At 38.1% G+C, this 26,770-nt stretch carries 33 protein-coding genes; 17 read left to right on the forward strand and 16 right to left on the reverse strand.

Annotated elements, in window-relative coordinates:
* The first annotated feature begins 44 nt into the window (after positions 1–44).
* From CFK40_RS03220 to CFK40_RS21230, 7 genes are all read left to right on the forward strand, one after another.
* The gene (locus CFK40_RS03220) at positions 45–1,040 is read left to right on the forward strand and encodes a stage II sporulation protein SpoIIQ (protein ID WP_089530651.1); all 996 of its coding nucleotides are present in this window, start codon (positions 45–47) and stop codon (positions 1,038–1,040) included.
* Between the two features lie 156 nt (positions 1,041–1,196).
* Complete coding sequence (locus CFK40_RS03225; RefSeq protein ID WP_089530652.1) at positions 1,197–2,228, forward strand: AimR family lysis-lysogeny pheromone receptor; 1,032 nt, start codon at positions 1,197–1,199, stop codon at positions 2,226–2,228.
* Between the two features lie 464 nt (positions 2,229–2,692).
* Positions 2,693–2,998, forward strand: a complete 306-nt coding sequence (spoIIID, locus tag CFK40_RS03230; RefSeq protein WP_152640094.1) for a sporulation transcriptional regulator SpoIIID — start codon at positions 2,693–2,695, stop codon at positions 2,996–2,998.
* Between the two features lie 288 nt (positions 2,999–3,286).
* Entirely contained in the window at positions 3,287–4,288 is a 1,002-nt protein-coding gene (gene mreB, locus CFK40_RS03235) for a rod shape-determining protein (protein WP_089530654.1), read from the forward strand.
* A gap of 79 nt (positions 4,289–4,367) precedes the next feature.
* Complete coding sequence (locus CFK40_RS03240) at positions 4,368–5,171, forward strand: flagellar hook-basal body protein (RefSeq protein ID WP_089530655.1); 804 nt, start codon at positions 4,368–4,370, stop codon at positions 5,169–5,171.
* A gap of 10 nt (positions 5,172–5,181) precedes the next feature.
* On the forward strand, positions 5,182–6,012 hold the full coding sequence (locus CFK40_RS03245) for a flagellar hook-basal body protein (protein WP_089530656.1): 831 nt from the start codon (positions 5,182–5,184) through the stop codon (positions 6,010–6,012).
* 45 nt (positions 6,013–6,057) lie between these two features.
* Complete coding sequence (locus CFK40_RS21230) at positions 6,058–6,507, forward strand: DNA-directed RNA polymerase subunit beta (protein WP_227001853.1); 450 nt, start codon at positions 6,058–6,060, stop codon at positions 6,505–6,507.
* A 50-nt stretch (positions 6,508–6,557) separates the two neighbouring features.
* Here the strand turns inward: CFK40_RS21230 and CFK40_RS20700 are convergent, their stop codons facing one another.
* Positions 6,558–6,704: a lmo0937 family membrane protein gene (locus tag CFK40_RS20700; protein WP_152640095.1), complete on the reverse strand. Its 147-nt coding sequence runs from the start codon at positions 6,702–6,704 to the stop codon at positions 6,558–6,560.
* Positions 6,705–6,936: 232 nt separating this feature from the next.
* On the opposite strand from CFK40_RS20700, the gene fabZ reads away from it, so the two are divergent.
* Together fabZ and CFK40_RS21180 are read left to right on the forward strand one after the other, a co-directional pair.
* Complete coding sequence (gene fabZ / locus CFK40_RS03255) at positions 6,937–7,356, forward strand: 3-hydroxyacyl-ACP dehydratase FabZ (protein ID WP_089530657.1); 420 nt, start codon at positions 6,937–6,939, stop codon at positions 7,354–7,356.
* 157 nt (positions 7,357–7,513) lie between these two features.
* Positions 7,514–7,843, forward strand: coding sequence for a hypothetical protein (locus CFK40_RS21180; RefSeq protein ID WP_193433353.1), 330 nt, complete (start codon positions 7,514–7,516; stop codon positions 7,841–7,843).
* 178 nt (positions 7,844–8,021) lie between these two features.
* Here the strand turns inward: CFK40_RS21180 and CFK40_RS03265 are convergent, their stop codons facing one another.
* The 12 genes from CFK40_RS03265 to gvpQ all read right to left on the reverse strand — a co-directional run bounded on the left by CFK40_RS03265 (position 8,022) and on the right by gvpQ (position 13,904).
* Entirely contained in the window at positions 8,022–8,210 is a 189-nt protein-coding gene (locus CFK40_RS03265) for a YjfB family protein (RefSeq protein ID WP_089530659.1), read from the reverse strand.
* Positions 8,211–8,283: 73 nt separating this feature from the next.
* Positions 8,284–8,952, reverse strand: coding sequence for a YtxH domain-containing protein (locus CFK40_RS03270; protein WP_089530660.1), 669 nt, complete (start codon positions 8,950–8,952; stop codon positions 8,284–8,286).
* A gap of 60 nt (positions 8,953–9,012) precedes the next feature.
* Complete coding sequence (gvpJ, locus tag CFK40_RS03275) at positions 9,013–9,351, reverse strand: gas vesicle protein (protein ID WP_089530661.1); 339 nt, start codon at positions 9,349–9,351, stop codon at positions 9,013–9,015.
* Positions 9,352–9,388: 37 nt separating this feature from the next.
* Positions 9,389–9,688: a gas vesicle protein K gene (locus tag CFK40_RS03280; protein ID WP_089530662.1), complete on the reverse strand. Its 300-nt coding sequence runs from the start codon at positions 9,686–9,688 to the stop codon at positions 9,389–9,391.
* Positions 9,669–9,929 carry a gas vesicle protein gene (locus tag CFK40_RS03285; RefSeq protein WP_089530663.1) on the reverse strand — a complete coding sequence of 87 codons (261 nt, stop codon included), beginning with the start codon at positions 9,927–9,929 and terminating at the stop codon, positions 9,669–9,671. Before CFK40_RS03285 ends, CFK40_RS03280 begins: the two co-directional genes overlap by 20 nt.
* Before the next feature lie 14 nt (positions 9,930–9,943).
* The gene (locus CFK40_RS03290) at positions 9,944–10,747 is read right to left on the reverse strand and encodes a GvpL/GvpF family gas vesicle protein (RefSeq protein ID WP_089530664.1); all 804 of its coding nucleotides are present in this window, start codon (positions 10,745–10,747) and stop codon (positions 9,944–9,946) included.
* Between the two features lie 21 nt (positions 10,748–10,768).
* On the reverse strand, positions 10,769–11,005 hold the full coding sequence (locus CFK40_RS03295; RefSeq protein ID WP_089530665.1) for a gas vesicle protein GvpG: 237 nt from the start codon (positions 11,003–11,005) through the stop codon (positions 10,769–10,771).
* Positions 11,002–11,775 carry a GvpL/GvpF family gas vesicle protein gene (locus CFK40_RS03300; protein ID WP_089534274.1) on the reverse strand — a complete coding sequence of 258 codons (774 nt, stop codon included), beginning with the start codon at positions 11,773–11,775 and terminating at the stop codon, positions 11,002–11,004. Before CFK40_RS03300 ends, CFK40_RS03295 begins: the two co-directional genes overlap by 4 nt.
* Before the next feature lie 4 nt (positions 11,776–11,779).
* Positions 11,780–12,700 carry a gas vesicle protein GvpN gene (gene gvpN, locus CFK40_RS03305; RefSeq protein WP_089530666.1) on the reverse strand — a complete coding sequence of 307 codons (921 nt, stop codon included), beginning with the start codon at positions 12,698–12,700 and terminating at the stop codon, positions 11,780–11,782.
* A 20-nt stretch (positions 12,701–12,720) separates the two neighbouring features.
* A complete protein-coding gene (gene gvpO, locus CFK40_RS03310; RefSeq protein WP_089530667.1) occupies positions 12,721–12,987 on the reverse strand; it encodes a gas vesicle protein GvpO in 267 nt (88 codons plus the stop codon).
* Positions 12,988–13,060: 73 nt separating this feature from the next.
* A complete protein-coding gene (gene gvpA, locus CFK40_RS03315; RefSeq protein WP_089530668.1) occupies positions 13,061–13,342 on the reverse strand; it encodes a gas vesicle structural protein GvpA in 282 nt (93 codons plus the stop codon).
* 22 nt (positions 13,343–13,364) lie between these two features.
* The gene (gvpQ, locus tag CFK40_RS03320) at positions 13,365–13,904 is read right to left on the reverse strand and encodes a gas vesicle protein GvpQ (protein ID WP_089530669.1); all 540 of its coding nucleotides are present in this window, start codon (positions 13,902–13,904) and stop codon (positions 13,365–13,367) included.
* A gap of 525 nt (positions 13,905–14,429) precedes the next feature.
* On the opposite strand from gvpQ, the gene CFK40_RS03325 reads away from it, so the two are divergent.
* The 4 genes from CFK40_RS03325 (at position 14,430) to CFK40_RS03340 (ending at position 19,635) form a co-directional block, all read left to right on the forward strand.
* Positions 14,430–14,945: a competence protein ComK gene (locus tag CFK40_RS03325; RefSeq protein ID WP_089530670.1), complete on the forward strand. Its 516-nt coding sequence runs from the start codon at positions 14,430–14,432 to the stop codon at positions 14,943–14,945.
* Positions 14,946–15,169: 224 nt separating this feature from the next.
* Positions 15,170–16,027 (forward strand): efflux RND transporter periplasmic adaptor subunit, encoded by an 858-nt coding sequence (locus CFK40_RS03330; protein ID WP_089530671.1) that lies wholly within the window; start codon positions 15,170–15,172, stop codon positions 16,025–16,027.
* A 6-nt stretch (positions 16,028–16,033) separates the two neighbouring features.
* Positions 16,034–19,120: an efflux RND transporter permease subunit gene (locus CFK40_RS03335; protein WP_089530672.1), complete on the forward strand. Its 3,087-nt coding sequence runs from the start codon at positions 16,034–16,036 to the stop codon at positions 19,118–19,120.
* Positions 19,121–19,329: 209 nt separating this feature from the next.
* Positions 19,330–19,635 (forward strand): hypothetical protein, encoded by a 306-nt coding sequence (locus CFK40_RS03340; RefSeq protein WP_089530673.1) that lies wholly within the window; start codon positions 19,330–19,332, stop codon positions 19,633–19,635.
* A 43-nt stretch (positions 19,636–19,678) separates the two neighbouring features.
* Here the strand turns inward: CFK40_RS03340 and CFK40_RS03345 are convergent, their stop codons facing one another.
* From CFK40_RS03345 to CFK40_RS03355, 3 genes are all read right to left on the reverse strand, one after another.
* The gene (locus CFK40_RS03345; protein WP_089530674.1) at positions 19,679–20,122 is read right to left on the reverse strand and encodes a threonine/serine exporter family protein; all 444 of its coding nucleotides are present in this window, start codon (positions 20,120–20,122) and stop codon (positions 19,679–19,681) included.
* 24 nt (positions 20,123–20,146) lie between these two features.
* Entirely contained in the window at positions 20,147–20,890 is a 744-nt protein-coding gene (locus tag CFK40_RS03350; protein ID WP_089530675.1) for a threonine/serine exporter family protein, read from the reverse strand.
* 146 nt (positions 20,891–21,036) lie between these two features.
* Positions 21,037–21,462: a DUF2935 domain-containing protein gene (locus tag CFK40_RS03355; RefSeq protein WP_089530676.1), complete on the reverse strand. Its 426-nt coding sequence runs from the start codon at positions 21,460–21,462 to the stop codon at positions 21,037–21,039.
* Positions 21,463–21,686: 224 nt separating this feature from the next.
* Here CFK40_RS03355 and CFK40_RS03360 point away from each other — a divergent pair, with 224 nt between their 5' ends.
* The 4 genes from CFK40_RS03360 (at position 21,687) to CFK40_RS03375 (ending at position 26,697) form a co-directional block, all read left to right on the forward strand.
* Positions 21,687–22,763, forward strand: a complete 1,077-nt coding sequence (locus CFK40_RS03360; protein WP_089530677.1) for a glycosyltransferase family 4 protein — start codon at positions 21,687–21,689, stop codon at positions 22,761–22,763.
* Between the two features lie 205 nt (positions 22,764–22,968).
* Entirely contained in the window at positions 22,969–23,751 is a 783-nt protein-coding gene (locus tag CFK40_RS03365; RefSeq protein ID WP_089530678.1) for a hypothetical protein, read from the forward strand.
* Positions 23,752–24,002: 251 nt separating this feature from the next.
* Positions 24,003–25,118 carry an acyltransferase gene (locus CFK40_RS03370; RefSeq protein ID WP_161493814.1) on the forward strand — a complete coding sequence of 372 codons (1,116 nt, stop codon included), beginning with the start codon at positions 24,003–24,005 and terminating at the stop codon, positions 25,116–25,118.
* A 121-nt stretch (positions 25,119–25,239) separates the two neighbouring features.
* Positions 25,240–26,697: an APC family permease gene (locus CFK40_RS03375; protein WP_089530680.1), complete on the forward strand. Its 1,458-nt coding sequence runs from the start codon at positions 25,240–25,242 to the stop codon at positions 26,695–26,697.
* Positions 26,698–26,770 lie beyond the last annotated feature (73 nt).

The following is a 26,770-nucleotide window of genomic DNA, read 5'->3' on the forward strand; positions in this document are numbered from 1 at the left end:
AATTTCCTTTTTCTGATCAGAATGGTTGTTGAGGTGATGATCTTATGAAAGAGGAAAAAAATGGCGGTTCAAAAAACAAATGGAGTCGCATTTTTCGCAAGAAGTGGTTTTTCCCAGCAGTATATTTAACGGTAGCAGCTCTACTCTTAACATTTGTTGTGTGGTATCAGAATTTGGAAAATCAAATTCCTGAAACCCAAGATAATCAGGAATCAACTGAAACCGCAACAGATCAGTTCGGTGAAGAAGCACAAACCGTTATGGATCAACAAGAAGTTGTTAAAATGCCTGTGAGTAACCAAGATCAAGCAGAAATCGTAACTAAATTCTATGACTACAACGCAGACGAAGAGGCACAGAAAAATTCGCTTGTTCTTTACAACAGTAGATACTACCAAAGCACAGGTGTTGATATCGCAGCTGCAAGTAACGAAACATTTGATGTAACAGCATCATTAAGTGGTACGGTTGAAGAGGTAGAAGAAAATCCATTATTGGGAAATGTAGTAACACTATCCCACGATAAAGACCTTAAAACCTACTATGCTAGTCTTGGAGAAGTAAGTGTCAAAGCTGGAGACAATGTTAAACAAGGTGACGTACTTGGAACAGCTGGTCAAAACTTATTCGGTTCTGAAGACGGGGTTCATGTCCACTTCGAAATCCGAAAAGGTGGAGAATCAGTAAATCCTGAAGATTATTTTAACCAACCAGTAAGTGAGATTAAGGTGAAGGAAAAGTCTGAATCAGATGAGACGAAATCAGATGAAACGCAGGAGAAAGGCAATGAAACTCCTGAAGGTTCAGATGAGCAATCTACTACACCTGAAGAAGAAACTAGTGGAACTCCAGACGATGCTACTGAATCAGATGGTAGTAACGGAACAGAAGAAGATGGCGTTGAGCAAGAAGATCCTAGTGGAATGGAAGATGATCCAACAAACCAGGAAGAAAACACGACTCCTGATGATTCAACAAACCAAGAAGATGGAATGTCGAATGACGATACGGAGTCATCTGAATCAAACGCTGGTGCTTAAACCTAATTGAAAAAATAGCCCTTTAGTTCTAAAGGGCTATTTTTTTTAATGATAGCACGGAATTTGTCGAAGGATTAGGTATATCTATCTATGAAAAATATGGTAATATAAGCAAATAAGTAAAGCTACCTAAAGTAAGGGGAATAGAAGAGTACTATGAGCGTTAACACATTAGCAACTAACTCTATACTTTCCATTTCAAACGATGGTAAGTTGTCGCTAGAACATGTGATTTCAATGTTGTCAACACAGTACGATGAGAAAACAGTACTAGAATTGGTTAGAAAGTTATGCTTACAAAGCAATAAAATAGAGATTATGAAAAAGGGCATGGAACTTCTGTACATGAATGGTTTTTATCACGATTTACAAATTCTAATTGATAAAAATAACGAATCAGAACATAAATCCAATAATCAATGGTCCGCAGTCTATCAGTTAATGATTGATCGAAAGTTAAACCGACTAACACCACTAGAAATAATAGACCGCGCATCATCTCTCCAAAGTGATGAACCAGAAGTGAAATTTTTAATAGAATTCACGAAAATATCAGCCTACTATGCGATGCGAGATTTTGGGAAAATGGGGAACTTCATAGAAAAGCAACAGCAATTATATAGTGCTGTTAGAGATCCATTTATCGTATCCTATTTTGATGTACGATTTTATCAATTGTTATTCGTCTACCATTGGTCACGTAACGAGTTGATTATGGCTAGAAAATATGCTTTTCGATTATTAAATTTAACTCAAAGCCCACGTATAAAAGTGGCGGTAAATATTAATTTGGGTCTGAGCTATACATTTGATACATTCAAACAAGGCATACATCATCTGAAAGAAGCAAAAAAGATTTCAATAGAACATGGTTTCATGGATAATATCAACCTTATTCAAAACAGAAACATTCCATTCCTTTCAGCTTACCATAAGAAAGTAATAGGAATTTCAACTAGTGACAAAAGCGAACAAGCTCATATTGAGATTGCGAAGGGAAATCATAGGAAAGCAGAAACCATGTTAAGAAAACTGTCAATGGACTCGCCATTCCGATTGTATTATATGGGACTAGCTACAAACGATAAAAATTTATTGTATCAATCCTATAACTACTTTATTGACAAGCGCAGTGATCATTTCTTTAGCAGACTAGCAATTCATGCATTACAAGAAATGGGTGCTTAATAAAGCTACAGTAGACCATTAGAGTTCTCATTTTTATGAGAGCTTTTTTTGGTGTTGTAAATATTTCCCCTCAAAAAAACTCATGTTCTTTTTCCCCTTTGTACCATTTTTCTAAAAATACTTCTTGTCCCTTATGGAAAAGGGATAAATTTAATCATAAACAGCTCTTTCAAGTAATAAAATGTTACAAACCAAGCATTCAGTAATGTCTGAGGTGAGAGCTTGTGTGGCATGTAGGTAAAAGTAGCAGCGAACCTCGTATACATATATTTTACTCCTTATAAATTCATGTAAGTGTGCTGGACTTGTTTACTATAGATAAGCATGTAAAAGTGCGACATAACTGCCTAATTTTTCAGTACATGAATTAGTTCACTTTTCAAAAAAGAATACTGCCATAATTTAACTGAATCACCTTGTCTCATTTCACACCTCGGAATTATCAACTTAGGGAGGCGAATGGTGTGCACGATTACATCAAAGAAAGGACAATCAGGATAGGCATTCATATCGTGGAGACGAGGAAAACCGTCCGAATGATAGCAAAGGAATTTGGTGTATCCAAGAGCACAGTCCACAAAGACTTAACAGAACGTTTACCAGAAATCGACCCGAAGCTCGCAAACCAAGTCAAGGATATTCTTGAATACCACAAAGCAATTCGACATCTCCGCGGAGGTGAGGCGACCCGAAAAAAGTATAAAATTAAACCGGCAAGCGCTGCACCAATCAAACTCGACACCGCAAATGCCACAACAGTTAAACAGTAGGATATCGTGACAATGTCAGAGACCCCAGCCGTTCTTGAGGTGGGGGTTTCTTATGTTGATTATTTTAACATTTATTACAGGATATCAACGCTCACTCTCAGAAATCAACATTCGTTCCAATCCACCCCACTCATCAAAAATAACCAACCCACACGATGTCGAAAAATCCCGCGTATTTTTTGTTTATTTGCATTAATTTTAGACATTTTGTGGTAAAATATAATATTAGTAGCATTGTGTTCGTTGACAAATGTGAGATAGTTATTGTGAACAGGAGGATCTAAATTAATGTTTTCTCGTGATATTGGAATTGACCTTGGAACTGCCAATGTTTTAATTCATGTAAAAGGAAAAGGAATTGTTTTGAATGAGCCGTCAGTTGTCGCGATGGATAAGAATACTGGAAAAGTTTTAGAAGTAGGCGAATCCGCATGGCGTATGGTTGGACGTACACCAGGTAATATTGAAGCCATTCGTCCATTGAAAGATGGGGTTATCGCTGACTTTGATGTAACGGAAGCAATGTTAAAGCATTTTATAAATAAAATTAATGTTCGTGGATTTTTATCAAAACCAAGAATGTTGATATGCTGCCCAACTAATATTACGAAGGTTGAGCAGAAAGCTATAAGAGAAGCTGCCGAGAAATCGGGTGGTAAAAAGGTTTATTTAGAAGAGGAACCAAAAGTTGCAGCAATCGGTGCTGGAATGGAAATTTTCCAACCAAGTGGAAATATGATTGTTGATATCGGTGGAGGAACGTCAGATATAGCTGTTCTTTCAATGGGTGATATTGTAACTGCTGAGTCAATCAAAATGGCTGGTGACAAATTTGACGCAGAAATTCTCCAGTACATAAAAAAGCATTATAAGTTGCTTATTGGTGAACGTACAGCCGAACAAATTAAGATGAATGTGGCAACAGTATTTCAAAATTCACGTAAAGAAGAGATGGATATCCGTGGACGTGACATGGTGAGTGGTTTGCCACGTACGATTACGGTTTATTCAGATGAAATATCTAGTGCCCTTAAAGAATCAGCAAATATGATTACGCAGGGTGCAAAGCGAGTATTGGAGCGGACACCACCTGAATTATCTGCTGATATAATTGATCGCGGGGTTATTTTGACAGGTGGGGGAGCATTAATTCACGGTATTGATCAATTGCTAGCTGAAGAATTAAAAGTACCTGTATTTTTATCAGACGAGCCAATGCATTGCGTTGCAAAAGGAACGGGAATTATGCTTGAAAACATTGATAAAATTGAACGTAAAAGAGCCTTGTAATTTCTTCCACAATCATTCACGCATTTAAAAATCGTCTCACAAGCAGCTTTTTTTCAGTCTTCAAAGGGGGTTGAACGTTTTGCTACGAGGATTTTATACTGCTGCAAGTGGAATGATTGCACAGCAGCGGCGCCAGGAAGCAATGGCAAACAATATTTCTAACGTAAATACGCCCGGCTATAAAGCGGACCAGCCTACATTACGTGCATTTCCTGAAATGTTGATGCAACAAATGGGATCGGCAGAGCTACCAACCAAGCATGGCTTTAAGGTACCTGGAAACCATTCGATTGGCTCATTAAACACGGGTGTTTATGTACAGGAAAACGTGCCAAAATTTAGCCAAGGGGATATTCGTGAAACAGGAATTTCAACTGACATGGCTTTAATTAATGGTGTTTTACCTGATAAAACTGGGGCATTATTTTTCACCGTACAAAATGATGCAGGAGAACAGCGCTATACCAGAAATGGCAATTTCACTGTTGATGGACAAGGTTTTTTAGTTGCGAATCAAGGATATTATATACTGGATCAAGCTGGTAATCGGGTCCAAACAAACGGACTTGACTTTGCGGTTACACAAGACGGCAACGCTCAGGTTGGTGGGCAAAATATACCTTTAGGGATTGCATATACGCCAGATGCCTCTCAAATGGCAAAAGAGGGAAATGGATTGTTCATTGGCGAGATGAGAGAAGCTCCAGCTGGAACAACATATACCATTAAGCAGGGTTTTTTAGAGCAATCTAACGTGGATTCTCTTCAAGCAATGACACAAATGATGGAGTCGTATCGTATGTTTGAAACGAATCAACGCGTTTTAAAAGCATATGATGAGAGTATGGGAAAAGCAGTTAACGAAGTCGGGCGACTGGGCTAGGAGGGCTTTCATGTCAAGAACAATGATACAGGCAGCGGTTACGATGAATCAGTTGCAAAACAAACTTGATTTGATTGGAAACAATTTAGCAAACAGCCAAACAACTGGCTATAAGAGTCGTCAAGCAGACTTTTCCTCCTTATTGTTCCAAGAAATTAATAACATGAAAGATCCTGCAAATGCTGAAGGGCGTCTAACACCTGATGGTATACGGATTGGAACAGGAGCTAGACTTGGTTCAACTAACATAAATTTAGCGTTAGGTGCAATTACAGAAACTGGACGCGGACTCGACACAGCACTTCTTGAAAAAAACCATCTATTCCAAATTCAGGTGACAGAAAACGGTGTTGATGAAACCCGTTATACTAGGTCGGGTGCCTTTTACCTTTCACCAGTAAATAACAATCAAGCTGTCATGTTGACGACGAATGATGGGGACCCTGTGATTGGGGAAAATGGACCAATTGTTATTCCAGTAGGATTTGAGTCCATATCGATTCGTGACAATGGACAAATTGTTGTGAAGCGTGGAAATGACATGCAAGAAGCTGGTAGACTTTCGATTGTAGAAGCGGTTCGTCCAAGATTGCTTGAAGCAACTGGACAAAATGCCTTTCGTTTACCAGACCTTGTGGAATTGGGTTATAATCAAAATGAAATTATACAAGGAACCAATCCAAATGATACACTGTTAAAAAGTGGAGCATTAGAACGGTCGAATGTAGATATTTCAAAGGAAATGACGGACTTAATTACAGCACAACGTTCGTATCAATTTAATGCCAAGACTATTTCAATGAGCGACCAAATGATGGGTCTTGTAAATCAATTAAGATAACTGATTATGTGTGAATTGTTACAAGCGGGTAAGGAGAAACAAACCATGTCAAATAGTCAACCAGAAGTCAAAACTGAAGAGAGAAAAACACGACGTTCCAAGGCGTGGAATAAGTTAGTAGACAACTTAAAGAAGCTAACCACGGAACTAAAGAAGAAAATTTCTAAGAACAAAAAGAGGCTAAAAGGAATATCTTCAGGAAAAACTACTCGGAGTCGTCAAAAGGCGATGCAAAAGGAAGAATTATCCTCAGAAACTACTACACGTAAGCAACAAAAAGCAAAGCGAAAGGCTGAAAAGAAGCAAAATAAAAAGCCCAGACGTCGTGCCTTTCCTATCTGGTTACGAATTATTGTAGTTATTCTCTTATGTGCAATAGCACTCGTTATTGGTGCTATAGTTGGCTATGCGATAATTGGAAGTGGTAAACCAAGTGATGCACTTGACATGGACACCTGGCGCCACATAATTGAAATTGTAACGAAAACAGAGTAAGAAGTTAAAAAGCATGGCTTAATATGCAGCCATGCTTCTTTTAAATTAATTTAATCACCTTTTCTTCCTGTAACCATTCGGTAAATGAAAACAATTAAGGCTATAACAAGTAATATATGGATTAGACCACCAGCAATTTCAAAAAGAAATCCAAAAGCCCAAAGAATTAACAAGATAATTAATATTGTCCAAAGCATTTAAGTACCTCCTTTCTAGGCAGTTAAGAAAGTATAAATCCTTTCTTACTGCATAAGTGCAACTAAGGCTTTCGCCATTAAGGCTTGGCGATAAGCCAAGTTTTCTAATCATCAATAGCTACTTTTCACTGTCCTTCTAATTTTTTCTGACCTCACAAAGTGCTATAATACTCATTAGGTACTACTTAACATGTCCAATTTCTACATAAAAAAACATGAAGGAGCGCTAGCGATGAATATACAAGAAATTAAAGAAACAATTCCCCACAGATACCCTTTTTTATTAGTAGATAAGGTAACTGAAATTGAAGAAGGTAAAAGTGTCGCTGGACTGAAAAATGTTACAATTAATGAACCGTTTTTCCAAGGTCATTTTCCAGATTATCCGGTAATGCCGGGTGTGCTTATTCTTGAAGCACTTGCTCAGGTTGGTGCTATTGCCGTACTTGGTATCGAGAAAAATAAAGGCAAGATCGGTTTTTTAGTCGGAATCGACAAATGCCGTTTTAAACGTCAAGTTAAGCCTGGAGATCAGCTTAAGTTAGAAGTTGAAATCATTCGAATAAAAGGGCCAATAGGAAAAGGAAAAGCTGTCGCAAGTGTTGATGGAGAAATCGCCTGTGAAGCAGAAATTATGTTTGCAATACAATAATATGTTGAAGGAGAGTGACCTGGATTGTATTCTAGGTAGCTCTTTTTTAAACCCAAATATAAATGAAAAAAGAAAAAAATTTGTTCCAAAAATAAGTATTACTTTCATATTTATGGTTAAGCTAATGGCGAAAGTGATATATAAGGAGGAAATTTTAATGAACAAGAAACTTTTAATAAAGTTAGGTGCACCTGTTTTAGCGTTAACCCTTGTTACGGCGTGTGGAACTGATAATGGAGAAGATCCAGCTAACGAGGAGGCTCCACTTAATCAAGAAGATGATAACGGTGAGCAAAACAATATGGAAGAAAATCAGCAAGATGGCGGTACTAACGAAAATGGCGGTACTAATGAGAACGGCGGTACTAACGAAAATGGTGGTACCAACGGAGAAGGTGGCACAAACGGAACTGAAAACGGTGGCACTGGTACAGATGATGGTGGAATGATGGAAGATGGAACAAATGATGAGGAAAACAATCAGTAAGTTTTGATTAACCTTTAATTAATCACTTTTACAATAAAAATGACAGGACTTTAATTGTAGTCCTGTCATTTTTTGCACTTAAGGAAAGTATAAAAGTTTTAACGAAACGCCGGTATAAGAAAAACCTCACATTCGCATTGATCTCAATAGCGAATGTGAGGTTTTCTAATCTTACTTACTAAGCCTGTATGTCGATCACTTTTCCGAGCGATGGATGAGGTGCTTGGACACTACTTGTTTTAAGCATATCCAATAACTGCTCACTTTGTTGCTCCATGACACCCATCGATTTATTCATAATCGTAAGTCCTGCGCTAGCTTGTACTTGCTGGTTCGCCATTACGACAGATAATGCGGCAATATCCATGGTATACCACCTCCAAAATGCTATCTTTTCAGATAGTATACCATACATACTGAGCAACTTTTCTTATTACATTTTATTTAGCAGCAGTAGCTTTCTTTTTTGCACTACTCTTACTAGACTTTGCTTCACTTTTTTCTTCATCGTCACTTTTTGATTCTGAAGTTTTATTACTTGATTTACCTGATGATAATTTATTACTTGCGGCTGGTTTTTTCTTAGGAGTTACTTTCTCTGAGTCGCTTGATTCAGATGATTTTTCTTTCTTAGCATCATCACTTTCTTTTTTTGAATCCGCATCCTTTTTATCTTCAGCTTGTTTAGTCTCGTCATCATCAGTTTCTACTTCATCAGCTTCTGCTTCTTCAGAATCTTCTTCCGATTCATTCCCTTGCGCTTCATCCATTTCAGTTGACTGTAGCTCAGCTTCATCTTCTTCCACATCTTCATCTTTATCCTTACGCTTAAATTTACTTGCTAGCTTTTTTGATTTTTCTGAGGTGTTGGTTTTAAAGTCACCAAATTTTGTTTTGGTACTGTCGCTGAACTCAACTGTTTTTTCTTTTGCATTGGTAACTTGCTCTGAAATATCGCCTCGTAGTTCTTTACCAGATTTTGGTGCGAGTAATAGCGATGTTACAGAACCTAGAACCCCACTTACAACGCTTGCTGTAATTACGTTCTTGTTATTTTTTACGACGTTTTTTGCTACTTTCTGTTGTGCTTTCTTTTTTAACTCTGCCATGATTGATTCCTCCCAGAATAATTTATATTATTTATATAATCCCTTTAAATAGGGGTAAATCTATTCGTCTACGTTTTTTATGCGATTTCCATCTGACATTTTCTCTTCTAGTGCATGAAGTCTTTTTTGAAGTTGTTGATTCTCTTCTTTAAGTTTGTCTTGATCCTGCAAGGCGGATTGTGAATTTAGATATGGATCTGTTTCCCACCAATCCATTCCAATTTCTTTTGCTTTATCAACGGATGCGATGATTAATCGGATTTTAATAGATAATAACTCAACATCTGCAATACCTACTCGAATATCACCTGCTATAACGACACCCTTATCTAAAATGGTCTCTAATACATCGACAAGGTTGCTTGAGTTGTTTGAATGCTCAATGCCATTGTTAGCCATGATTTGTTCCTCCTCATACTCATACTCTAGGTGTTGTTTATAGTAAATTTCCTAATGGGCCTAAATCAATATTTAGATCTTCATCCTTTAGGTCAAAAATATCTTTTAGTTCATCCATTTTCACTTCTAAATTCATGAGGGAAACACCAAGCTTTTCAATTTCAACTTCTGTTAGTGTTCCACCATCAACTCGGCGTAATGCTTGTCGTTCCACTAATTCACGTAAAAGTTCTATTACCGTTAAAACAAGTTGGGCAAGACCTTGTTCAGCTCCCTCCGAATCGAGGTTAATCCTACCGCTTTTTGTTGGTCGGTGTTCAAGATTTGTTGATGACACGATCTAACGCCTCCTCTTCTTGTGTAAATCGTTTCGATGATAACTGTTCAGCGGTTTCACGATTTGATTGTATGAGTGTTTCTACAGACGAAATCAGGATACGTAAATCCAAGTACACCAAATCAATGCCTGCGATAGAGAGGATAAGATCCCCTTTAATTGCAACACCCTTGTCTAAGACTACATCTAATATATCGATAAGGGCAATATCTTTATTTTCATATGCTTTTCTTTCTGACATATTAATCCCTCACCTTAATTTAAATTGGCAAAATGGTAAGAAGGCCATGGCCCAGTTAGCTCAAGGCTCCAGCCAGAAGCTTTCCACTCTTCTTCCAGCTTCTTTAATTTGGAAAGAAATGCTTCTACGTCAGTTAAAGGGAGCAGATAAACACTGTTCCAGCACATTTCTTCTGTTCTGCCAGTTACATCTTTATTCCAATTTTTTTTCACTTCATTATTGACACTAAATTGCTTTAATTCATCATGAATACCTGAAGAAAAGGATTCCTTTTCCTTATCTGCTTCTTGATCAATAACCTGATCAAGTTTTTTCTTTTCCAAATACTGTCTTCCAGGGGAAAGGGATGCAATTTCTTTCCGCTTTTCATCTATTGTTAAATTGTGTTTAGAAATACTCTCTCGAAGTATTCCGTTATCACAATATATTTTCAAGTTCCATTCTTCTTTATCTGCTAAATAATCTAGTGAGACTGCTAACTGTTCTTTAAGTTCATCTATCTTATCCATCAAACTGGCTGTGTTTTTATAAATTGTACAAAATTTCATCGGGATAATCGTGTACGTTTCATGAAGCTGCATCATCATCTCGTGATGATGAAATGCCTTTTCGCGTACCCAATCAACTTGTTCTATTTTCTCTTCCAACACTTTTTCATTGTATTCTTTTTTATCGACGTCACAAACAACAGCTTCTACATCGCCGATAGAGATAGGATAAATCGCATGTTCGTTATCAATCCCTTTTAGCGATGGCAGGGGATGATTCCCCATTTCGTTTGCGCGAATGAATCCATATAGATAAATCAGAGTTTCCATAATAACTTCCTCACTTTATTCTCACTTTGTAAGCTCATTCCATTGTTCCATCTCTCTTTTTTTAGCAATTTCATAGCGGGTCAATAGTTCATCTTCCTGCACTGTATATGCTTCTTCACTTATTTCTTCTAGCTCATACATCATTTGCAGGTGGATCAACTTCTTTTGAATCTGTTCTAGGTCGAAAAATTCTTTATCTACCTCTTCTTGCACTTTTTCTCCAATCTTAATGACGAGTTTCAAGGGAGAAAAGATCATGATGGTTCCTCTACCGTAAGTTTAATATTGATAAAGTTATATGCGGGCCATGGCCCAGTATATTTAAAATCAACTTTATCCAGCCATTTGTCATGAATTTCGTTTACTTTCTTATCAAAAGCATCTTCCTGACTCCGGTCGATTAAATATGCTGCATTTAACAACATTTTTTCTCCAATCGGGTCGTTCGCTTGTGCTGCTTCAGCTAAAGGTGTCAATTCATCGTGAATCTCTCTTAGTATATCATCTTGAAGCTTTTGGAAAAATTTTTTTGCCATCTCACCTAATTGAATGCGGTCAAAGTATCCAGCAGCTTCAGACTTCCCGTGAACAACTTTCTTTTGCTTTGCTACTTGTTTGTTTTTATTGATTTCTTTTTCAAGCCAATCTTTTTTACCAACGACCTTTAGACCTACTTCGATTTTTCCTTTCACTTGTGGAAATAATTTTTGGAGTTGAGGATATAGGCTTTTCGTTAATGCAACAACATCATCCTTTGAGTTAAAAACATTCCCAAAGCTAATTGGAATCACGGTGTCCATTCTTCCCATTACATTTGAAATAACATTTTGATGCATCATTAAGTTATCCTTTTTAGGATGATAAATTTTCATTGGAACATCTGCCACGATCATGGCAGCGTCCTTATAATGAATGGTGTACGTTTCATGCTTTCCATCATCAAATTCAACGGAGCCAAACGATAAATCTGTCTGATCTGTTTGGATTCCACAAAACACATAAACGCCTGTTTTTGTTTCCATCGCAATCACCTTACTTTATTTTTTTGAATTCCGTATATAATTTCGTAGCCAATCGATCGTCGGCTCTATCACTACAAGCCTGCAGGGGGAACCAAACGATATCAAAGCATAAGTCCCAGAATTCGTCATTCGATCCCTCGATTGGTATTTTATATCGTTTTGCCATTTCGGCAATCATGATTGATGCTCGTAAACTAGGGCCACTCCCATTCTGTTTAACCGAGCACAAATTTCTAGCCCGTGATACAAATTCAACAATTGCTACTGCTTCAGCTTTCGTTACATTTGTTTTACTTGTGACAGCTTTAATTTCTGATTCCTCATCCATCTGATCAAGTGGCAGGGTAATCATTCGGTCGAGCAACGCATCCTGTGATCTGAAAACGCCAGCGTATTCATCTGGATTGCTTGTAAAAATAACTGTAAAATCTGGATGGACGTTAACATAAGAATTTTTTCGTTTTGTTCCATATAACGGTAATATTCTTTCTTCTAAAATTGGAAGAAAGATATTATTCGTCTCCGGCTGTGACCTAGTAAATTCATCATATATAAGCGTATACCCGTTTTTGACTGCCTCTAAAAGTCTGCCATCCACCCATGATTCGGTTACATTTTCTTCTGTTTTGTGAACGGTACGTACAAAATTATCTTTTACTTTGTTACTCTTATACCCTGTAAATGCGCCAATTAAATCCTTATTAGATAAATCCTTGTTACCATTTATTAACATAACAGGGCGCTTGCGTTGATTGGCAATATGCAGGGCCAGAGTTGTTTTTCCAATACCTGATTCGCCAGTGAAATGAATTGGATAGCCTGATGAGAGATATCGTAAGGAGCGCTTAATTAAACCTTTATAATAAGACGATTGCTTGTAAAGTTCATTGTTCATTGATTTTTGCTGATTCTTTTCTAAAGCTTGTGTCATATTGAATCCTCCCTAGACATCTATCCTTGTTCTTGTTCTTCAAGTACACTTCGATACCGTAAGCTTATACGTGAAAAACCTGTAACACTCTCTTCGTTATCAAGAAATACCTCATACAGTCCAACCATTTGGTCATGAGCATATTTTTTCATATAATCTTTTTCCTCAATTACTTCTACTAACACTCGCCATCCTTCGTTTTCTTCTTGTTTTTTAACAGAAATAATTTTGTGTGGCGGTGCGATGTGTTCTTTAAAAAATTCTGTAACTTCATCCATAATGTGCATAATTAGTTATTCACCTTTCGTTTAAATATATGGAATCAGAGCCATGTTACAGGCTCTGATTTGCCATTATTAATTAAGCATATGATTCTTCTTCATCGTAATTTACGCCGTTTGAACGAGCAGATAAGCGATCAGCAAGACCATCTTCTTCTACTTCGTCACGTAACAATCCAACTGCTTCTGCATAACGTAACCAAGTATCAACACTCGCAATTACGACACGTGCTTCAACAGTAATTAATTCAATTCCAACTACTGACACACGAACAAATGCATCAATAACAATACCCTTATCTAAAATTCTGTCGATTACCTCTGCTAAGCTTGAACTATCGGTTGACTTTTGTATAGCCATTTAAAATTCTCCTCTCTTGTTTCTATTTGATATCTGAAGAGTGACGGATATCTTTTGGTCCTTTTATATTATTTGAACTTTTAATTCCAGTTGAGCTTTTAATATTATTAGCTCCCTTTATATCCTTTACTCCAGAAATTTGATCATCTGAGTCTGTTTTGCCTTTCAATTTCTTTTGAAAAGATTCACCAGCATCTTTCACACCAGCGATTTTATCGCGAAGCTTCAATAAAGTTCCTTGCGCTTTTTCCTCTACTTTTCCGGCGTTTGCGTGAACCTTATTAGCATTTTCTTCTTTCTTCTTTTGTAAATTGCCTGCAGCGCCCTTTACTTTTGATTGAATGCCTTCTTTAAACTTCTTTTTCGCTTGAACCGCCACTTCTTGTTTTGCTTCTTTCTTTGCAGCCTCTTTTAGTTCAGTAGGATCGTCTGCACGTTTTATAACGTTCTTTACACGCTTTCTAACCTTAGGAACTAAAAGAGTGGAAGCAGCTAATGCTGTGAAACCACCGGCGAATACCGTAGAGCCTTGATGTTCTTTTACCTTCTTGGGTGCATTCATACGTCCCCTCCTTTGGAAGAAACCCCTTGATTAGTGAAATGTAAAGCGTTATTTTTCACTTGAGGCGACCCGTTAGGAATTATATACCCCTATGTTCAAAAGAAAAACTAGCTATTTTTACCTGTTGGAAGGATTTAGCTAGAATATGTTAAAAATAATCAATGAAGAAACTCAAAAACCCTATTAAGTTGGCTTTCTCCCTACGAATATTACGATTATGACAATGAGATTATATTTGAATTTGTTTTGTAATAGAGGTTTTTTAACTGATTTTTACCATTTTTATAGGTCAAATAAAAAGAATATATAGAAAATGACCGGTTTACATAGTACAATAGTCTTATATTGTGTGTTTAAAAAGTCGCCGAATTAGAAATTAGAAGGTCGAGGCACGAGAGTTTTGAGGACCGGAACGTATGCCCTTAATACGTGAGGACCGGAAAAACCGAGTAACGAAGAGATTCGCCATTTATCATTTGGTGACTTTTTGAACATCCTCTTATATTTGAATTTGTGAGGTGCGCGATGGTAAAAGTAATGACATCAGTTTTCATTATTACAAGGGCAACAAAAGCAATTGTATCAAAGGAATCATCGTATTATCGGTCACTGATTTTGGAAAGCAAAAATGAACGCCATTCTCTACATAAACCGGAGCAGATTATTGACAATACATGTTTGCTATACGGGTCGACACTTGAAGGTAGGCGTACCGCTGCGAAGGATATTTTGAAAATAACTAGTAAAATTCCAGTTCCCGTGATTCCTGATAAAGGGGTCTATATGCTGCCAACTTCCTCGACCAAAAACAAAGAGCGTGTTTGGCTTGCTTATCACCATATCGACTTCTATGAGCAACGAAACGATAAAACGTTTGTTGCATTTACTGACGGAAGTGGGCTATATGTAAATGCTTCTGAAACAACGATAGACATGCAGTACAAACGAGCAAGTCAGCTTATTGTAAAGCTTAACCGATCAACATTGTTCGGACGAAGAACCACTCCCTTCCACCCTAATAACCCTAACAATCAAAACTAAAAGACCGCCCCAAAGCGGTTTTTTTCAATTTAACACTGATAATGCTTGGTACCACCTGATGAAATTAGAAAAATCAACAAATTATTCTTTGTACTTGTGGCAGAATAACAGGTAGAATTAAAGGGTTCGTAACGTAATTGATTCTGAATCTTTTTTACATCTAAATCCGTATAGAGAATAGCAATCTTCATACATAGTCAATGAAAGCGAGAGGAGCTTTATATATGAACCAATTACGTATAACGCTGACAGTACTAATTTTAATTACCATGCTTGCAGCTTGTACTCAAGATGAGGAAAAAAGTGCTGATAAAAAAGAGACAGTAGCACAAGTCGAAACAACAACCGTTACAAAAGGTGATTTGATAATAGAACGTTCTATTTATGGCCGTACAGCTCCGTCCCGCACATCACCAATCCTGCTTCAAACGCCTGGTGAAATTACGTCATTAGAAGTTCAGAATGGTGATCAGGTGGAAGAAGATGACGTTATTGCAACAATCCAATCTAGCCAGGGAACGCAAACAATATACGCAGAAACAGCTGGCCAAATTGCCCAGCTTAAAAGCGAAGAAGGAACAATTGTAACGAATCAAGAGCCATTTGCGGTGATTGTTGATCTAGATGAATTAACACTAAATTTAACCGTCACAGCAGAAGCGACATCTTTATTCGAACAAGGTGATAAATACCCAGTCATAATCAACGAAACCGAGATCGACGCAGAAATTACATCGATTGGAACACTTCCAGACGAAACGGGTCTGTATCCGATAGAAGCGAAAATTATAAAAGAAGATGATGCGCTTTTACCAGGGATGGTTGCAGAAATGAGCGTTCCAGAAAATACGATTGAAGACGCGCTAATCATACCAACAGAAGCGGTTGTTCAAGAAAGTGACAAATCATTTATTTATATCATTCAAGATGGAAAAGCGGTTGAAAAAAGTATCGAAGTGATCGAGACACAATCAGATAAAACTGCCTTTCAAGGCGATGTGAAAAAGGATGACCAAGTCGTAACAAGTGGCCAACTGACGCTATCTGATGGGACTAAGGTCAACGTTGTGAAAGAGGGGTAATGCATTTTGAAGCTAGTAAGTACATCAGTTAAGCGCCCAGTTGGTGTCATCATGATCGTGCTCGCGATCCTCGCACTGGGTGTCGTTTCCCTTCGAAGTCTAACCATAGATCTTTTTCCGGAAATTGAACTACCAATTGCGGTTGTAGCAACTACATACGAAGACGCAGCATCTCAGGAAGTTGAAAATTTAGTAAGTCGACCAATTGAATCAGCAATCAGTTCTGTCGAAGGAGTAGAAACACTTCAATCCCAGTCACAATCCGGTTCGTCGCTAGTCATCATGATGTTTAGTAATGGCGTGGATTTAGATCAATCTTTAATCGATGTTAGGGAAAAAATTGATCAAGTTAAAAGCTTCCTACCAGAAGGGGCAGGAGATCCAAGTGTATTACGGTTCAGCCCGGATCAGCTGCCAGTCATGTGGGTTGGTCTAACTGGAAAAGATTCTGCAGCACTAACCGCCATTGCAGAAGATGAAATCGTGCCATACATGGAACGCCAAGCCGGTGTCGCGTCCGTCACAGTTGAAGGTGGAAAAGAGCGCGAAATACAGCTCATTCTGGATCAAGCAAAAATGCGCCAATACGGGGTGACAACACAAACCCTTGTCCAATCTCTGAATAGTACTAATCAATCGGCGTCAGCTGGAGCTGTTGATAAAGGAAATAAAGATCTACAAATACGAATTACTGGTGAATTAAAGTCGGTTGAAGACATTAACCAAACGATTATTCAGACTGAGTCAGGCGCAACAATCCATATTGATGATGTCGCTGAAGTGAGGGATACATTTAAAAAATCAAACTCACTCACCCTAGTAAACGGAGAACCATCAATCGTATTATCCGTTATGAAAAAATCGGATGGGAATACGGTTGACGTCGCAACAAATATTAAAAGTAGCATATCTGATTTGAATAAAGAACTTCCATCAGACGTGAATTTAGACGTCATTATTGATACATCTGAATTCATTGAAATGTCGATTAGTTCAGTTGTTCAAAATATCATCATTGGAGGAATTATCTCCTTCTTTATTTTACTGTTATTTTTGAAAAGTTTACGTGCAACAATTGTTATTGGATTATCCATCCCAATCGCCATAATCGCAACGTTTACACTGATGTATTTTACCGGCGAAACATTAAACGTCTTAACACTTGGTGGATTGGCGCTCGGAATTGGAATGATGGTCGACAGCTCAATCGTAATTTTAGAAAATATATACGCATATAGGCAAAAGGGATATAGCTTATATGAGTCAGCAACAAAAGGTGCATCTGAACTAGCACCAGCGGTTATCGCGTCAACTACCACAACATTGGTTGTATTTTTGCCAATCGTTTATGTAGAGGGTATTGCATCCGATTTATTTACGCCACTGGCACTTGCGGTTTCCTTTTCACTCATTGCCTCATTGGTTGTATCGGTGACACTAGTACCAATGCTTTCGTCAAAGTTACTGTCCAAAGCAATGGAGGATAAAGGGCGTCGCTACTGGTTTGACCGCTTAATGGACCGTGTTTACGAAGGCTATCGCAGCGTATTGAAATGGGTTCTCAAACACAGGAAAACAACTGTTGTAGGAACGTTCCTTGCGATTGTTGCGAGTCTTGCACTATTCCCATTGATTGGTGCGGAATTTGTTCCATCATCAGACCAGGGACAAATCGAGATTCGTGTTGAAACGGAGCCCGGGAGCTCCCTCGAGCACACGGAAGCGATAGTGGAGGAAACAAATGATAAACTAACAGCGTATCAAGACGTGATGGAAACGAGCTATGTGAGTGTTGGTGGGGGAGGATTTGACCCGACAAGCACCAGTGTAAATACGGGAACATACACGATTCAATTAGTCCCATCAACCGATCGTGAGAAAACGACAACTGACATCGTGCAGGAAATGGATCATGATTTACAATCGATTGTTGGAGCGGAAGTTACCGTAAGTGCCGTTGGAGGAGGACTTGGGACAGGTGATCCTGTTCAAATTCAATTAAATGGTCCTGAACATGAAGTTTTAACTGACCTATCGAATCAAGTCGTAAGCGTTATTTCAGAGGTGGATGGTGTATACAATCCAGAGTCATCTGCATCTAAAGGTGTACCACAGATGAATTTGATCATTAATGAGGATAAAGCAGCAACCTATGGACTAACGGAGCAGCAAATAATTGGTCAAGTACAATTACAATTTACTGGCCAGGTTGCCACCCAGTTCCGTGAAGGCGGCAATGAAATGAATGTCGTACTACTGTATCCAGAAGACGAACGCAGTACCATCAATGATTTGCAGGATATGAAAATTCAATCACCAACAGGCGCATCCATCCCACTCGAAACGGTAGCGCAATTTGAAGAGGTGCAAGGTCCAGTTACACTACTTCGTCAAAATCAACAAGCCCAAATGAACGTGACTAGTGAAATAGTGGATCGTGACCTAGCAAGTGTTGTCGATGATATCGAAACAAAACTAAGCAACCTGAGTTTACCAGAAGGATATAGCTATGAGATAGGCGGTCAAGCGCAAGACATGGCTGAATCATTCCGTGATCTATCCATTGCCTTGATATTCTCGATATTCCTAGTATACGCAGTAATGGCCGTACAATTTGAGAACTTCCTATTCCCATTAATCATCATGTTCTCCATGCCAGCAACTGTCATCGGAGTCATGGTCGGCCTATTTATCACAGGTTTACCATTGAGTATTCCAGCCTTCATTGGGATCATCATGCTCGCCGGAATAGTCGTAAATAATTCAATTGTATTAGTCGACTATATCAACATTTTGCGGCGAAAAGGCGTCGATCGTTACGAAGCGATTCTAGAAGCGGGACCGAGTCGTTTGCGCCCAATTCTCATGACAACATTAACAACAATATTAGCGATGATTCCGTTAGCATTAGCACTAGGGGAAGGGGCAGAAACACAGCAGCCACTCGCAGTAACAATCATATTCGGACTCGGAATCTCAAGTATCTTTACACTACTATTGATCCCAGTCGTCTATACATTGCTAGATGATCTAACGGCGAAATTTACGAGACGGAAGAAAAGTAAAAGGGATGGTGCAGAAAACCTTTCGTAAATGAATCAAGGTCCGGTTGGGAGAGAACAGGACCCACTCGGGCCACAGATTCACATATTCGGGAGAGAAGTGTTCCAACTCAGGAGAGATTCAGTCAAGAAAGGGAGACAGGGACTCAAACTCGGGCGACGCAGACACCAAGTTTTACACTACCCCGTCAAGAGGAATATAATTTAACATATACAGAAAGATGAACGGAGGAAACAGTTATGTCATCATCACGAATAATGAGGTTAGTTACAGGGGGATTCGAAGCCTTTCTAGCCATTCCAATAATTGGTGGCCTATTCATCATGAGCCAGGGGTATATCCCACTGGTCATCATGTTTATCCTACATATCATCACATTAATGTTATCTAAAAACGATAATAGTCCAACTGTAGGTAGCATCATCGGTATCATAACGTCACTCATCGCTTGGATTCCGTTCGTTGGAATCACGATGCACATCATATCAGCGATTACGCTACTGATTACAGGGGCAATCTCTGATAACAACAGAATCAAAGAATAAGCCATAGAAAAACCGACTCGCAGCACTACATAAGTCGGTTTTTCTATGATTCCACACGTTTTCTCAATTGCTTTCGGATGATCTGATTAGCCACCTCTGAAAACATTAATCCAATTGCGATCCCGCCAGATAACAGCATAACTTTCGCTGACAACTGTACCGCTGTATAATAATCATTCTCCACGAAATTGCGCATTGCGTCATACGCTATCCCACCAGGTACAAGGGGAATAATTCCTGATACGATAAACACGATAATTGGCGTTTTAAAGACACGTGCACAAATTTGGCTCAGTACTGCAACTAGCATAGAAGCAAAGACCGTCGCTGGAACAACATCCATACCCCCGTCAGTGAGCATGTAGTACAAAATCCATCCGAACATTCCAACTAAGCCACACTGAATCAAGGATTTTCTTGGCGCATTAAATAACACACCAAAACCAGCTGCGGCAACGAAACTAGTTACAAGATGTGCAGCAATCATGACCAACACTCCTCCCTTGAAAAATTATATAAACGCAAACGCAACTGCAATTCCAGCACCAATCGCAAATGCAGTTAGAACAGCTTCAACACCTTTTGAAACACCAGCAACCAAATGCCCAGCCATCAAATCGCGCACTGCATTTGTGATATGCAACCCTGGAACAAGTGGCATTACTGCACCAATAATAATCTTATCCATTTCTACGCCCACACCACTTTGGATAAATAAAATAGCTAACATGCCAATGACGAAGGACGCAATGAACTCGGCGATGAAGCGAATTTCTACTAACCGAGCAAAAAACAGCATTACAACATACCCAATTCCGCCTGCTACTAAAGATGGAATAAAGTCTGGCCACGTACCACCGAACATAATGGTGAAACATCCAGCAACAAAAGCAGCAGCGATAATTTGAATCCAACCTGCAAACTCAAGTCTAGCCTGGTCTACGTCTTCCAGCAATAACAATGCTTCTGATAAGACCAATTCATCCCCGGTTAATTTCCTTGAAATACTGTTAACTTCTGCAATTTTATGTAAATCCGTCGAACGCTTGGAAATTCGAATAAAGTTTGTCTTTTCCACACGATCAACGGAAAAGATAATCCCAGTTGGCGTCGCATAACTTTGTGCATTTGATAACCCATAGGATACCGCAATCCGGTTCATCGTATCCTCCACCCGATACGTCTCCGCACCACTCTCAAGCATGATTTTGCCTGCAAGCATACAGACCTTTGCAATGGAAACATCCATATTCATACGACACACCCACCTTTCCCAAAAAAAACCCGTACATCCGTTATTGTGCGATTATTATACCACAAAAGGGGACAGTCCCCCACCACGCTAACGCATTAGTGTAATGGGGGACTGTCCCCTCTTAAAAGTATGTAGCGGCACCAACTTTAGTGTTCATATAAAATTGTTTGGGCAATACCGATAAAATATTCTGATTCATCGATTATATGATTGATAACTGTTTTGGCCATTTGATTATCAACTACCACCTTGCTTTCTGACTTTATTTTCCGGCAAAACTCGATGAACGCGACGCTCTCCTGCAAACAAAATGAAGCTAACTCCAACACCTGCTGAGACAGTTGCGGTGAAATTTGGTTCTTGCTCCGAACTACCGACTCAATAAATCGAGTCACATGCTGTTTTGTTGTCGTCAAAACGTCTTCCCAACGCTTCAAACTCTCCACAAAATCCTGCTCTAAATTAGGCAATAACTCCCGGATCACAACCGTATGCTCTGCTTCTTGCTCTTTCCAAAACTCCGACTCATCCAGCACACGCAAGGGCCACTGGTTCCCATAATAATATTGCACGCTGCCCAACCCCTTCTATGAAAAAATTCACATCTATAAAATCTATGTAAGGATTAGCTTTTTCATGTTACAAAAAGTTCTCAAGCTAAAAAATATTACGCGGCTTATTTAATCACGCGTTATCACCGAATAATCGCACACCACCACGCAACAGTATACAAGTTGCACACACTTGACATCTTTCGCTATAATCAAAGGTACTATATATTCGCTAGGAGAATCCTATGTTTAACTACGTTGATCTATCTGTCGCGTTTCTTATTGCATTACTATCAACTTATTTATTAACCTATCCAGTCAAGAAACTAGCAATCAAACTTAAAATAATGGACTTTCCAAATCATCGAAAAATCCATAAGGCAATAACACCAAAGCTTGGAGGGCTCGCCATCTTTCTTGGTGTAATTTTGGCAGGCCTATACTTACAACCACAACATGAGCATCTACCAGAGATATTTTTGGGGGCAGTTGTGATCCTACTGACAGGTGCAATTGACGACAAATACCAAGTAAGACCCGTCATCAAACTAACTGGTCAACTGATTGCAGCATCATTTCTCATTTCGTCAGGACTCATCATAGACAAAATAACGATACCATTCTTCGGTATGATTGATTTGGGGCTCGTGAGCGTACTAGTCACTGTTTTATGGGTGGTCGGTATCACAAATGCTATCAACCTAATAGACGGCCTTGACGGATTAGCAACGGGTGTATCCACAATCGCCTTAATTAGTATGTTTATCATGGCCATCATTGATTTTCAGCTAGTGACGGCATACATTTGTATCTTATTAATCGGTGCCAACATCGGATTCCTATTTCACAACTTTTACCCGGCCAAAATATACATGGGCGACACTGGGTCAAATTTTCTCGGCTATTCTATTGCTGTGGTATCCATGCTTGGACTGTTTAAAAACATCACATTATTTAGCTTTATTATCCCAGTCATCGTACTAGCTGTGCCAATTTTTGATACACTATTTGCTATCGTTCGCCGCGCATATAATAAAGAAAATATCATGCTTGCCGATAATAAACATATACACTACCGATTACTAAATGCAGGCTATAGCCATCGCAAATCTGTATTGATTATCTATGCATTTAGTGCGCTATTTGGGTGCATGGCTATCCTGTTTTCGAATGCGAAACTTTATGTCACGCTTCTTGTCGCTATACTTGTGCTGCTAATTATCCACATTTTCGCTGAATTCGCTGGATTAGTTTTGCACGGAAAAAGACCAGTAGTTGATTCAATTAAAAAAGCAACAAAGAAACGTAAAAAAAATCGTTAACCATGCAAAAGTCTACATTTTTTTAGAAAACTTGGTTTATCGCCAAGCTTTAATGGCGAAAGCCTTAGTTGCACTGATACTGATATCCATTAAAAATTTATACTTGTTTATTAGTGCAATAAAAACAATAAAAAAGGACACGATTAATTTACTTCCTGTCAGTTGTCTTATATGATGAAAGAAACTAGTAACGTGGAGGTGTAAAATGGACAAGCAATCAAGGTGGAAAAAGGTAATAATTATAGCCAATATTCTTAGTGTCATTGTCATAATTTCAATTATATTACTACATAACTACAATTCACAAAACACCCTCCAACAAGAACCTACAAAAGAAAAAATTAAAAATATAGATCAAGCCCCTAAAAAGGCAGAAATACATGTTACAAAAATTGATATAAATGATTTTAAGTTTTTTAAAGAAAAAATGGTAACCGATACAATGACACTCGCTGAACAAGAAGAGGAAAAAGAACTAGAGGAAGTAAGTACAGAAGAAGAGATTGTAGAAGAAGTTGTTGAGGATTCTGATGATAATTATGTCCAAGAGGATTCAGGCTATGAATCAACCTCGGAATCACATACTTCAAACTATCAAGAATCATCTGGTACTAATTATAATTATGATAGCTCAACTGAACCTAAAAATGATAAACGGTCTGCTGAAAAGAATAATGTAAGTTCAACGAAAAAGAAGACCAAAAAAGATACACCCGACAATGATAAGGAAACGACAGAGAAAGAAACTATTATAGAGGAAGAAAATCAACAAACTGGGGAAAAAGAAAATCAAGATACGGGTAGTGAAAAATTAGAAGACCCAACTGAAGACACAAATGAAGGTACAGAATCAGGGGATGACGGTGGGTCGGAGGAAGACGAAACAAAAAAAGATGAGGGAACACCATCAGATGATGGGAAAAAAGATGACCCAGAGGAACCAGATCAACCAATAGAAGGCGAGGAACAGAAACAAACGGTTCAATAAAATCAAAGTTAAAAGTAAACTAAATGAAATTGGCTGATAGAACAACGACTTAAAAAACTTTATCTCTGGATAGGGTTTTTTTATCTGTTCTTTACAAGCGAACCCCCATCCAAATTAAAGCAATAACGTATTTTTATATCATATAAACGAGGTTTAAACTCATAATAAGAAAGGGTATAAGCAAATTAGTTCTAATATTACATATGGAAAGTCTATTAATTACGGGGTCTAGACAGAGGAAGTGTAATGGAGTGGAACGTAATTATAGTATTGATTTTGTAAAGTTCTTCGCAATATTTTTTGTAGTAATAATTCATACAAATACAGTTAGTGGAATTGAAGTTGAAAATATGAGTGGGAGTAGAATAGACTTCCTCATTGATTCATTTGCTCGCTTTGCTGTACCATTTTTCTTTATCACATCTGGATACTTATTTATGCAAAAAATGATTAGTATCCATAATAACAATGATGGATCTGCATTCAAAAAGCAGTTAGCATACTTTAAAAAATATATAATAAAGCTGGTAAATCTCTATATTTCATGGTTTGTTTTCTACTTTCTATTTGAGCTGTGGATAAATTTTATTGAAACTGAGAAAAACATGGAAGCACTTTCATCCATGTTCAAGGAATTTATAGCGGGTTTTAGCCTTATTGACATTATATATTATGGATCTAATGCTCCACAACAACACTTATGGTTTTTGTTGGCTCTGATATGGTCGATTATAATCGTATTTATTTTTGTAAAGCTAAGATTATTGAAGATACTATTTGTCATCAGTATTTTTCTGCATATTTATGGACTGCTTGGACAATCCTATTCCATGTTTTATGAAGTTTCTTATAACACACGGGATGCTTTGTTCTTTGGTTTATTTTATATAGCCTTAGGTGCAATATTTGCTAAATTTAATGAGCCAATTAAAGTGTTTGCAAATAGGATACTAAATATAGAGTATATACTTTTTCTGGTTGTTTTATCATTTCTACAAGTAATGGAATCCTTCGTAACCATGAAAATGTTGAACGGTAATGGACAAAATTACTTTATAGCAACTATTCCTCTGATTATTGTTTTATTCCTGGCTTTCATAAAACATCCTAATGTAGGCAAAGGCTCATTTATATCAAAGATAGGTGCAAATGCGGTAGGGATTTATGTATCTCACATATTTATAATGGAAATTATCCGGCATTCCATGTACCGATTTGGTTTAAGTGAATTCCAAGGTACTGTTTTATGGAGAATAATATTCACACCGGCAGTATTTATCATCGCATACTTTTTCTATGCTGGACTTCAGAAGGGAAAACCAAGATTGAAAACATTCTTCCGTCAACACGTATATCAATCCAAATAATTATTCTTTAACGAACGGCATTATAACTCAATTAATAGAAAAGTAAAATTGCGAAAAGGCGTGAGTTTTGGTATAAAAGAGGGATAACATAAAAAGAAGGTTATAAAAAAGGAGTCGAAGCATGGAAGAGCGAACGAAACTGAAAAAGACACTTAAGCCACACTGGGTATGGGCGATTGCCTTAGGATCCTCAATAGGTTGGGGTGCTTTCGTACAACCAACAGTTTGGATGAGTGGTGGTGGACCTCTTGGTGTTATCATCGGATTCTTAATCGGTGCAGCGCTTATGATGTTAATAGCTGTAAGTTATGGGTTCTTAATTAAAAGCTTTCCCGTTTCTGGAGGGGAATTTGCCTATGCATTTGTCAGCCTGGGACGTACCCACGCATTTATATGCGGATGGTTTTTAACACTTGGTTACATATGTATTGTTGCTTTAAACGCATCCGCATTTGCTTTAATGGTTAAATTTATCTTTCCAAAAGTAATCGAAAACTTCCATTTGTACCAAATTGCTGGTTGGGATGTATATGGCATGGAAGTCCTTATAGCTTCTATCGTACTAATCGTATTTGGGTATTTAAATGTACGTGGAACTGGTTTATCTGGGCGTATGCAATTTGTTTTTTGTGTCATAATGCTAATAGGTGTAGGTATTATAACGATATTAATTGGTGGAAACCCTGGGACATCACTTGCAGATATTAAACCATACTTTCCAACTGATACAACAACATTTGCAGCAATTATATCAATTGTAGCAATTGCGCCATGGGCGTATGTTGGGTTTGACAACGTTCCACAGGCTGCAGAGGAATTTAACTTTTCATCTAAAAAAGCATTTTCTTTGATTATATTAGCTATTTTATTTTCAGGACTATTGTATAGCATGATGATTCTTGCTACGGCAATGGCTAGCCCGTGGCAAGCAATGGCGGAGTCAGGGAATGTTTGGGGTACTGCAGTAGCAGTTCAAGAAATTCTTGGAACGTTTGGCTTAGCTGTATTAGCAATTGCACTTAGCATGGGAATCTTCACAGGGCTTAATGGATTTGTTATTTCAGCAAGTCGTCTGCTATTCGCAATGTCTCGTGCGAAAATTTTGCCTGAAGTATTTTCAAAAATTCATCCAAAATATAAAACACCGTATGTAGGGATCATTTTCGCCTCAATCATTGCTATGTTTGCACCATGGTTTGGTCGTCAGGCTTTATTATGGGTAGTAGATATGTCCTCAATTGGTGTTTCAATTGCTTATTTCTACACCTGTTTTACAGCATTTAGTATCTTCAAATGGTCGATGGGAAGTGACTTTAACGCAGCAAAGCATGTAGTTGCGCCAGGGAAAAAATTTATTTCTGTAATAGGAATGTTAGCAAGTATAACATTTATCGGATTGTTATTATTCCCTGGATCACCCGCATTTCTTGGAGTAGAATCAAGAGTTGCCTTAGTGGCGTGGATTGTTCTAGGAGTAGTGTTCTATCTAGTTAAACGAACTGAATTTAACAAGATTCCAAAAGAAGAGCTAAACTATTTAATCTTAGGAAATAAAAAAATTAACGTCGAGGAAAAATAAAGAAAATCCTTCGCTCTTATTAAAAGGGCGAAGGATTTTTTCTACACGTAAGGAAAGCATAAAAGTTGGCTCT

The organism is Virgibacillus necropolis (assembly GCF_002224365.1).
Lineage (GTDB): Bacteria > Bacillota > Bacilli > Bacillales > Amphibacillaceae > Virgibacillus_F > Virgibacillus_F necropolis.

What these genes read in the sequence shown, in the direction of transcription:
- CFK40_RS03285 (WP_089530663.1), bottom strand. Translation starts at nt 9,929, where the DNA reads ATGTCAGAAAGAAAAGCATATGAAAATAAAGATATTGCCCTTATCGAT.
- CFK40_RS03350 (WP_089530675.1), bottom strand. Translation starts at nt 20,890, where the DNA reads ATGAATATGGATGTTTCCATTGCAAAGGTCTGTATGCTTGCAGGCAAA.
- CFK40_RS03330 (WP_089530671.1), top strand. Translation starts at nt 15,170, where the DNA reads ATGAACCAATTACGTATAACGCTGACAGTACTAATTTTAATTACCATG.
- fabZ (WP_089530657.1), top strand. Translation starts at nt 6,937, where the DNA reads ATGAATATACAAGAAATTAAAGAAACAATTCCCCACAGATACCCTTTT.
- CFK40_RS03295 (WP_089530665.1), bottom strand. Translation starts at nt 11,005, where the DNA reads ATGATCTTTTCTCCCTTGAAACTCGTCATTAAGATTGGAGAAAAAGTG.
- CFK40_RS03325 (WP_089530670.1), top strand. Translation starts at nt 14,430, where the DNA reads ATGGTAAAAGTAATGACATCAGTTTTCATTATTACAAGGGCAACAAAA.
- CFK40_RS03265 (WP_089530659.1), bottom strand. Translation starts at nt 8,210, where the DNA reads ATGGATATTGCCGCATTATCTGTCGTAATGGCGAACCAGCAAGTACAA.
- CFK40_RS03340 (WP_089530673.1), top strand. Translation starts at nt 19,330, where the DNA reads ATGTCATCATCACGAATAATGAGGTTAGTTACAGGGGGATTCGAAGCC.
- gvpO (WP_089530667.1), bottom strand. Translation starts at nt 12,987, where the DNA reads ATGCACATTATGGATGAAGTTACAGAATTTTTTAAAGAACACATCGCA.
- CFK40_RS03290 (WP_089530664.1), bottom strand. Translation starts at nt 10,747, where the DNA reads ATGGAAACTCTGATTTATCTATATGGATTCATTCGCGCAAACGAAATG.
- CFK40_RS03225 (WP_089530652.1), top strand. Translation starts at nt 1,197, where the DNA reads ATGAGCGTTAACACATTAGCAACTAACTCTATACTTTCCATTTCAAAC.
- gvpJ (WP_089530661.1), bottom strand. Translation starts at nt 9,351, where the DNA reads ATGGCTAACAATGGCATTGAGCATTCAAACAACTCAAGCAACCTTGTC.
- CFK40_RS03360 (WP_089530677.1), top strand. Translation starts at nt 21,687, where the DNA reads ATGTTTAACTACGTTGATCTATCTGTCGCGTTTCTTATTGCATTACTA.
- CFK40_RS03375 (WP_089530680.1), top strand. Translation starts at nt 25,240, where the DNA reads ATGGAAGAGCGAACGAAACTGAAAAAGACACTTAAGCCACACTGGGTA.
- gvpN (WP_089530666.1), bottom strand. Translation starts at nt 12,700, where the DNA reads ATGACACAAGCTTTAGAAAAGAATCAGCAAAAATCAATGAACAATGAA.
- CFK40_RS03220 (WP_089530651.1), top strand. Translation starts at nt 45, where the DNA reads ATGAAAGAGGAAAAAAATGGCGGTTCAAAAAACAAATGGAGTCGCATT.
- CFK40_RS03365 (WP_089530678.1), top strand. Translation starts at nt 22,969, where the DNA reads ATGGACAAGCAATCAAGGTGGAAAAAGGTAATAATTATAGCCAATATT.
- CFK40_RS03245 (WP_089530656.1), top strand. Translation starts at nt 5,182, where the DNA reads ATGTCAAGAACAATGATACAGGCAGCGGTTACGATGAATCAGTTGCAA.
- CFK40_RS03270 (WP_089530660.1), bottom strand. Translation starts at nt 8,952, where the DNA reads ATGGCAGAGTTAAAAAAGAAAGCACAACAGAAAGTAGCAAAAAACGTC.
- CFK40_RS03345 (WP_089530674.1), bottom strand. Translation starts at nt 20,122, where the DNA reads ATGATTGCTGCACATCTTGTAACTAGTTTCGTTGCCGCAGCTGGTTTT.
- gvpQ (WP_089530669.1), bottom strand. Translation starts at nt 13,904, where the DNA reads ATGAATGCACCCAAGAAGGTAAAAGAACATCAAGGCTCTACGGTATTC.
- CFK40_RS20700 (WP_152640095.1), bottom strand. Translation starts at nt 6,704, where the DNA reads ATGCTTTGGACAATATTAATTATCTTGTTAATTCTTTGGGCTTTTGGA.
- CFK40_RS21180 (WP_193433353.1), top strand. Translation starts at nt 7,514, where the DNA reads ATGAACAAGAAACTTTTAATAAAGTTAGGTGCACCTGTTTTAGCGTTA.
- gvpA (WP_089530668.1), bottom strand. Translation starts at nt 13,342, where the DNA reads ATGGCTATACAAAAGTCAACCGATAGTTCAAGCTTAGCAGAGGTAATC.
- CFK40_RS21230 (WP_227001853.1), top strand. Translation starts at nt 6,058, where the DNA reads ATGTCAAATAGTCAACCAGAAGTCAAAACTGAAGAGAGAAAAACACGA.
- mreB (WP_089530654.1), top strand. Translation starts at nt 3,287, where the DNA reads ATGTTTTCTCGTGATATTGGAATTGACCTTGGAACTGCCAATGTTTTA.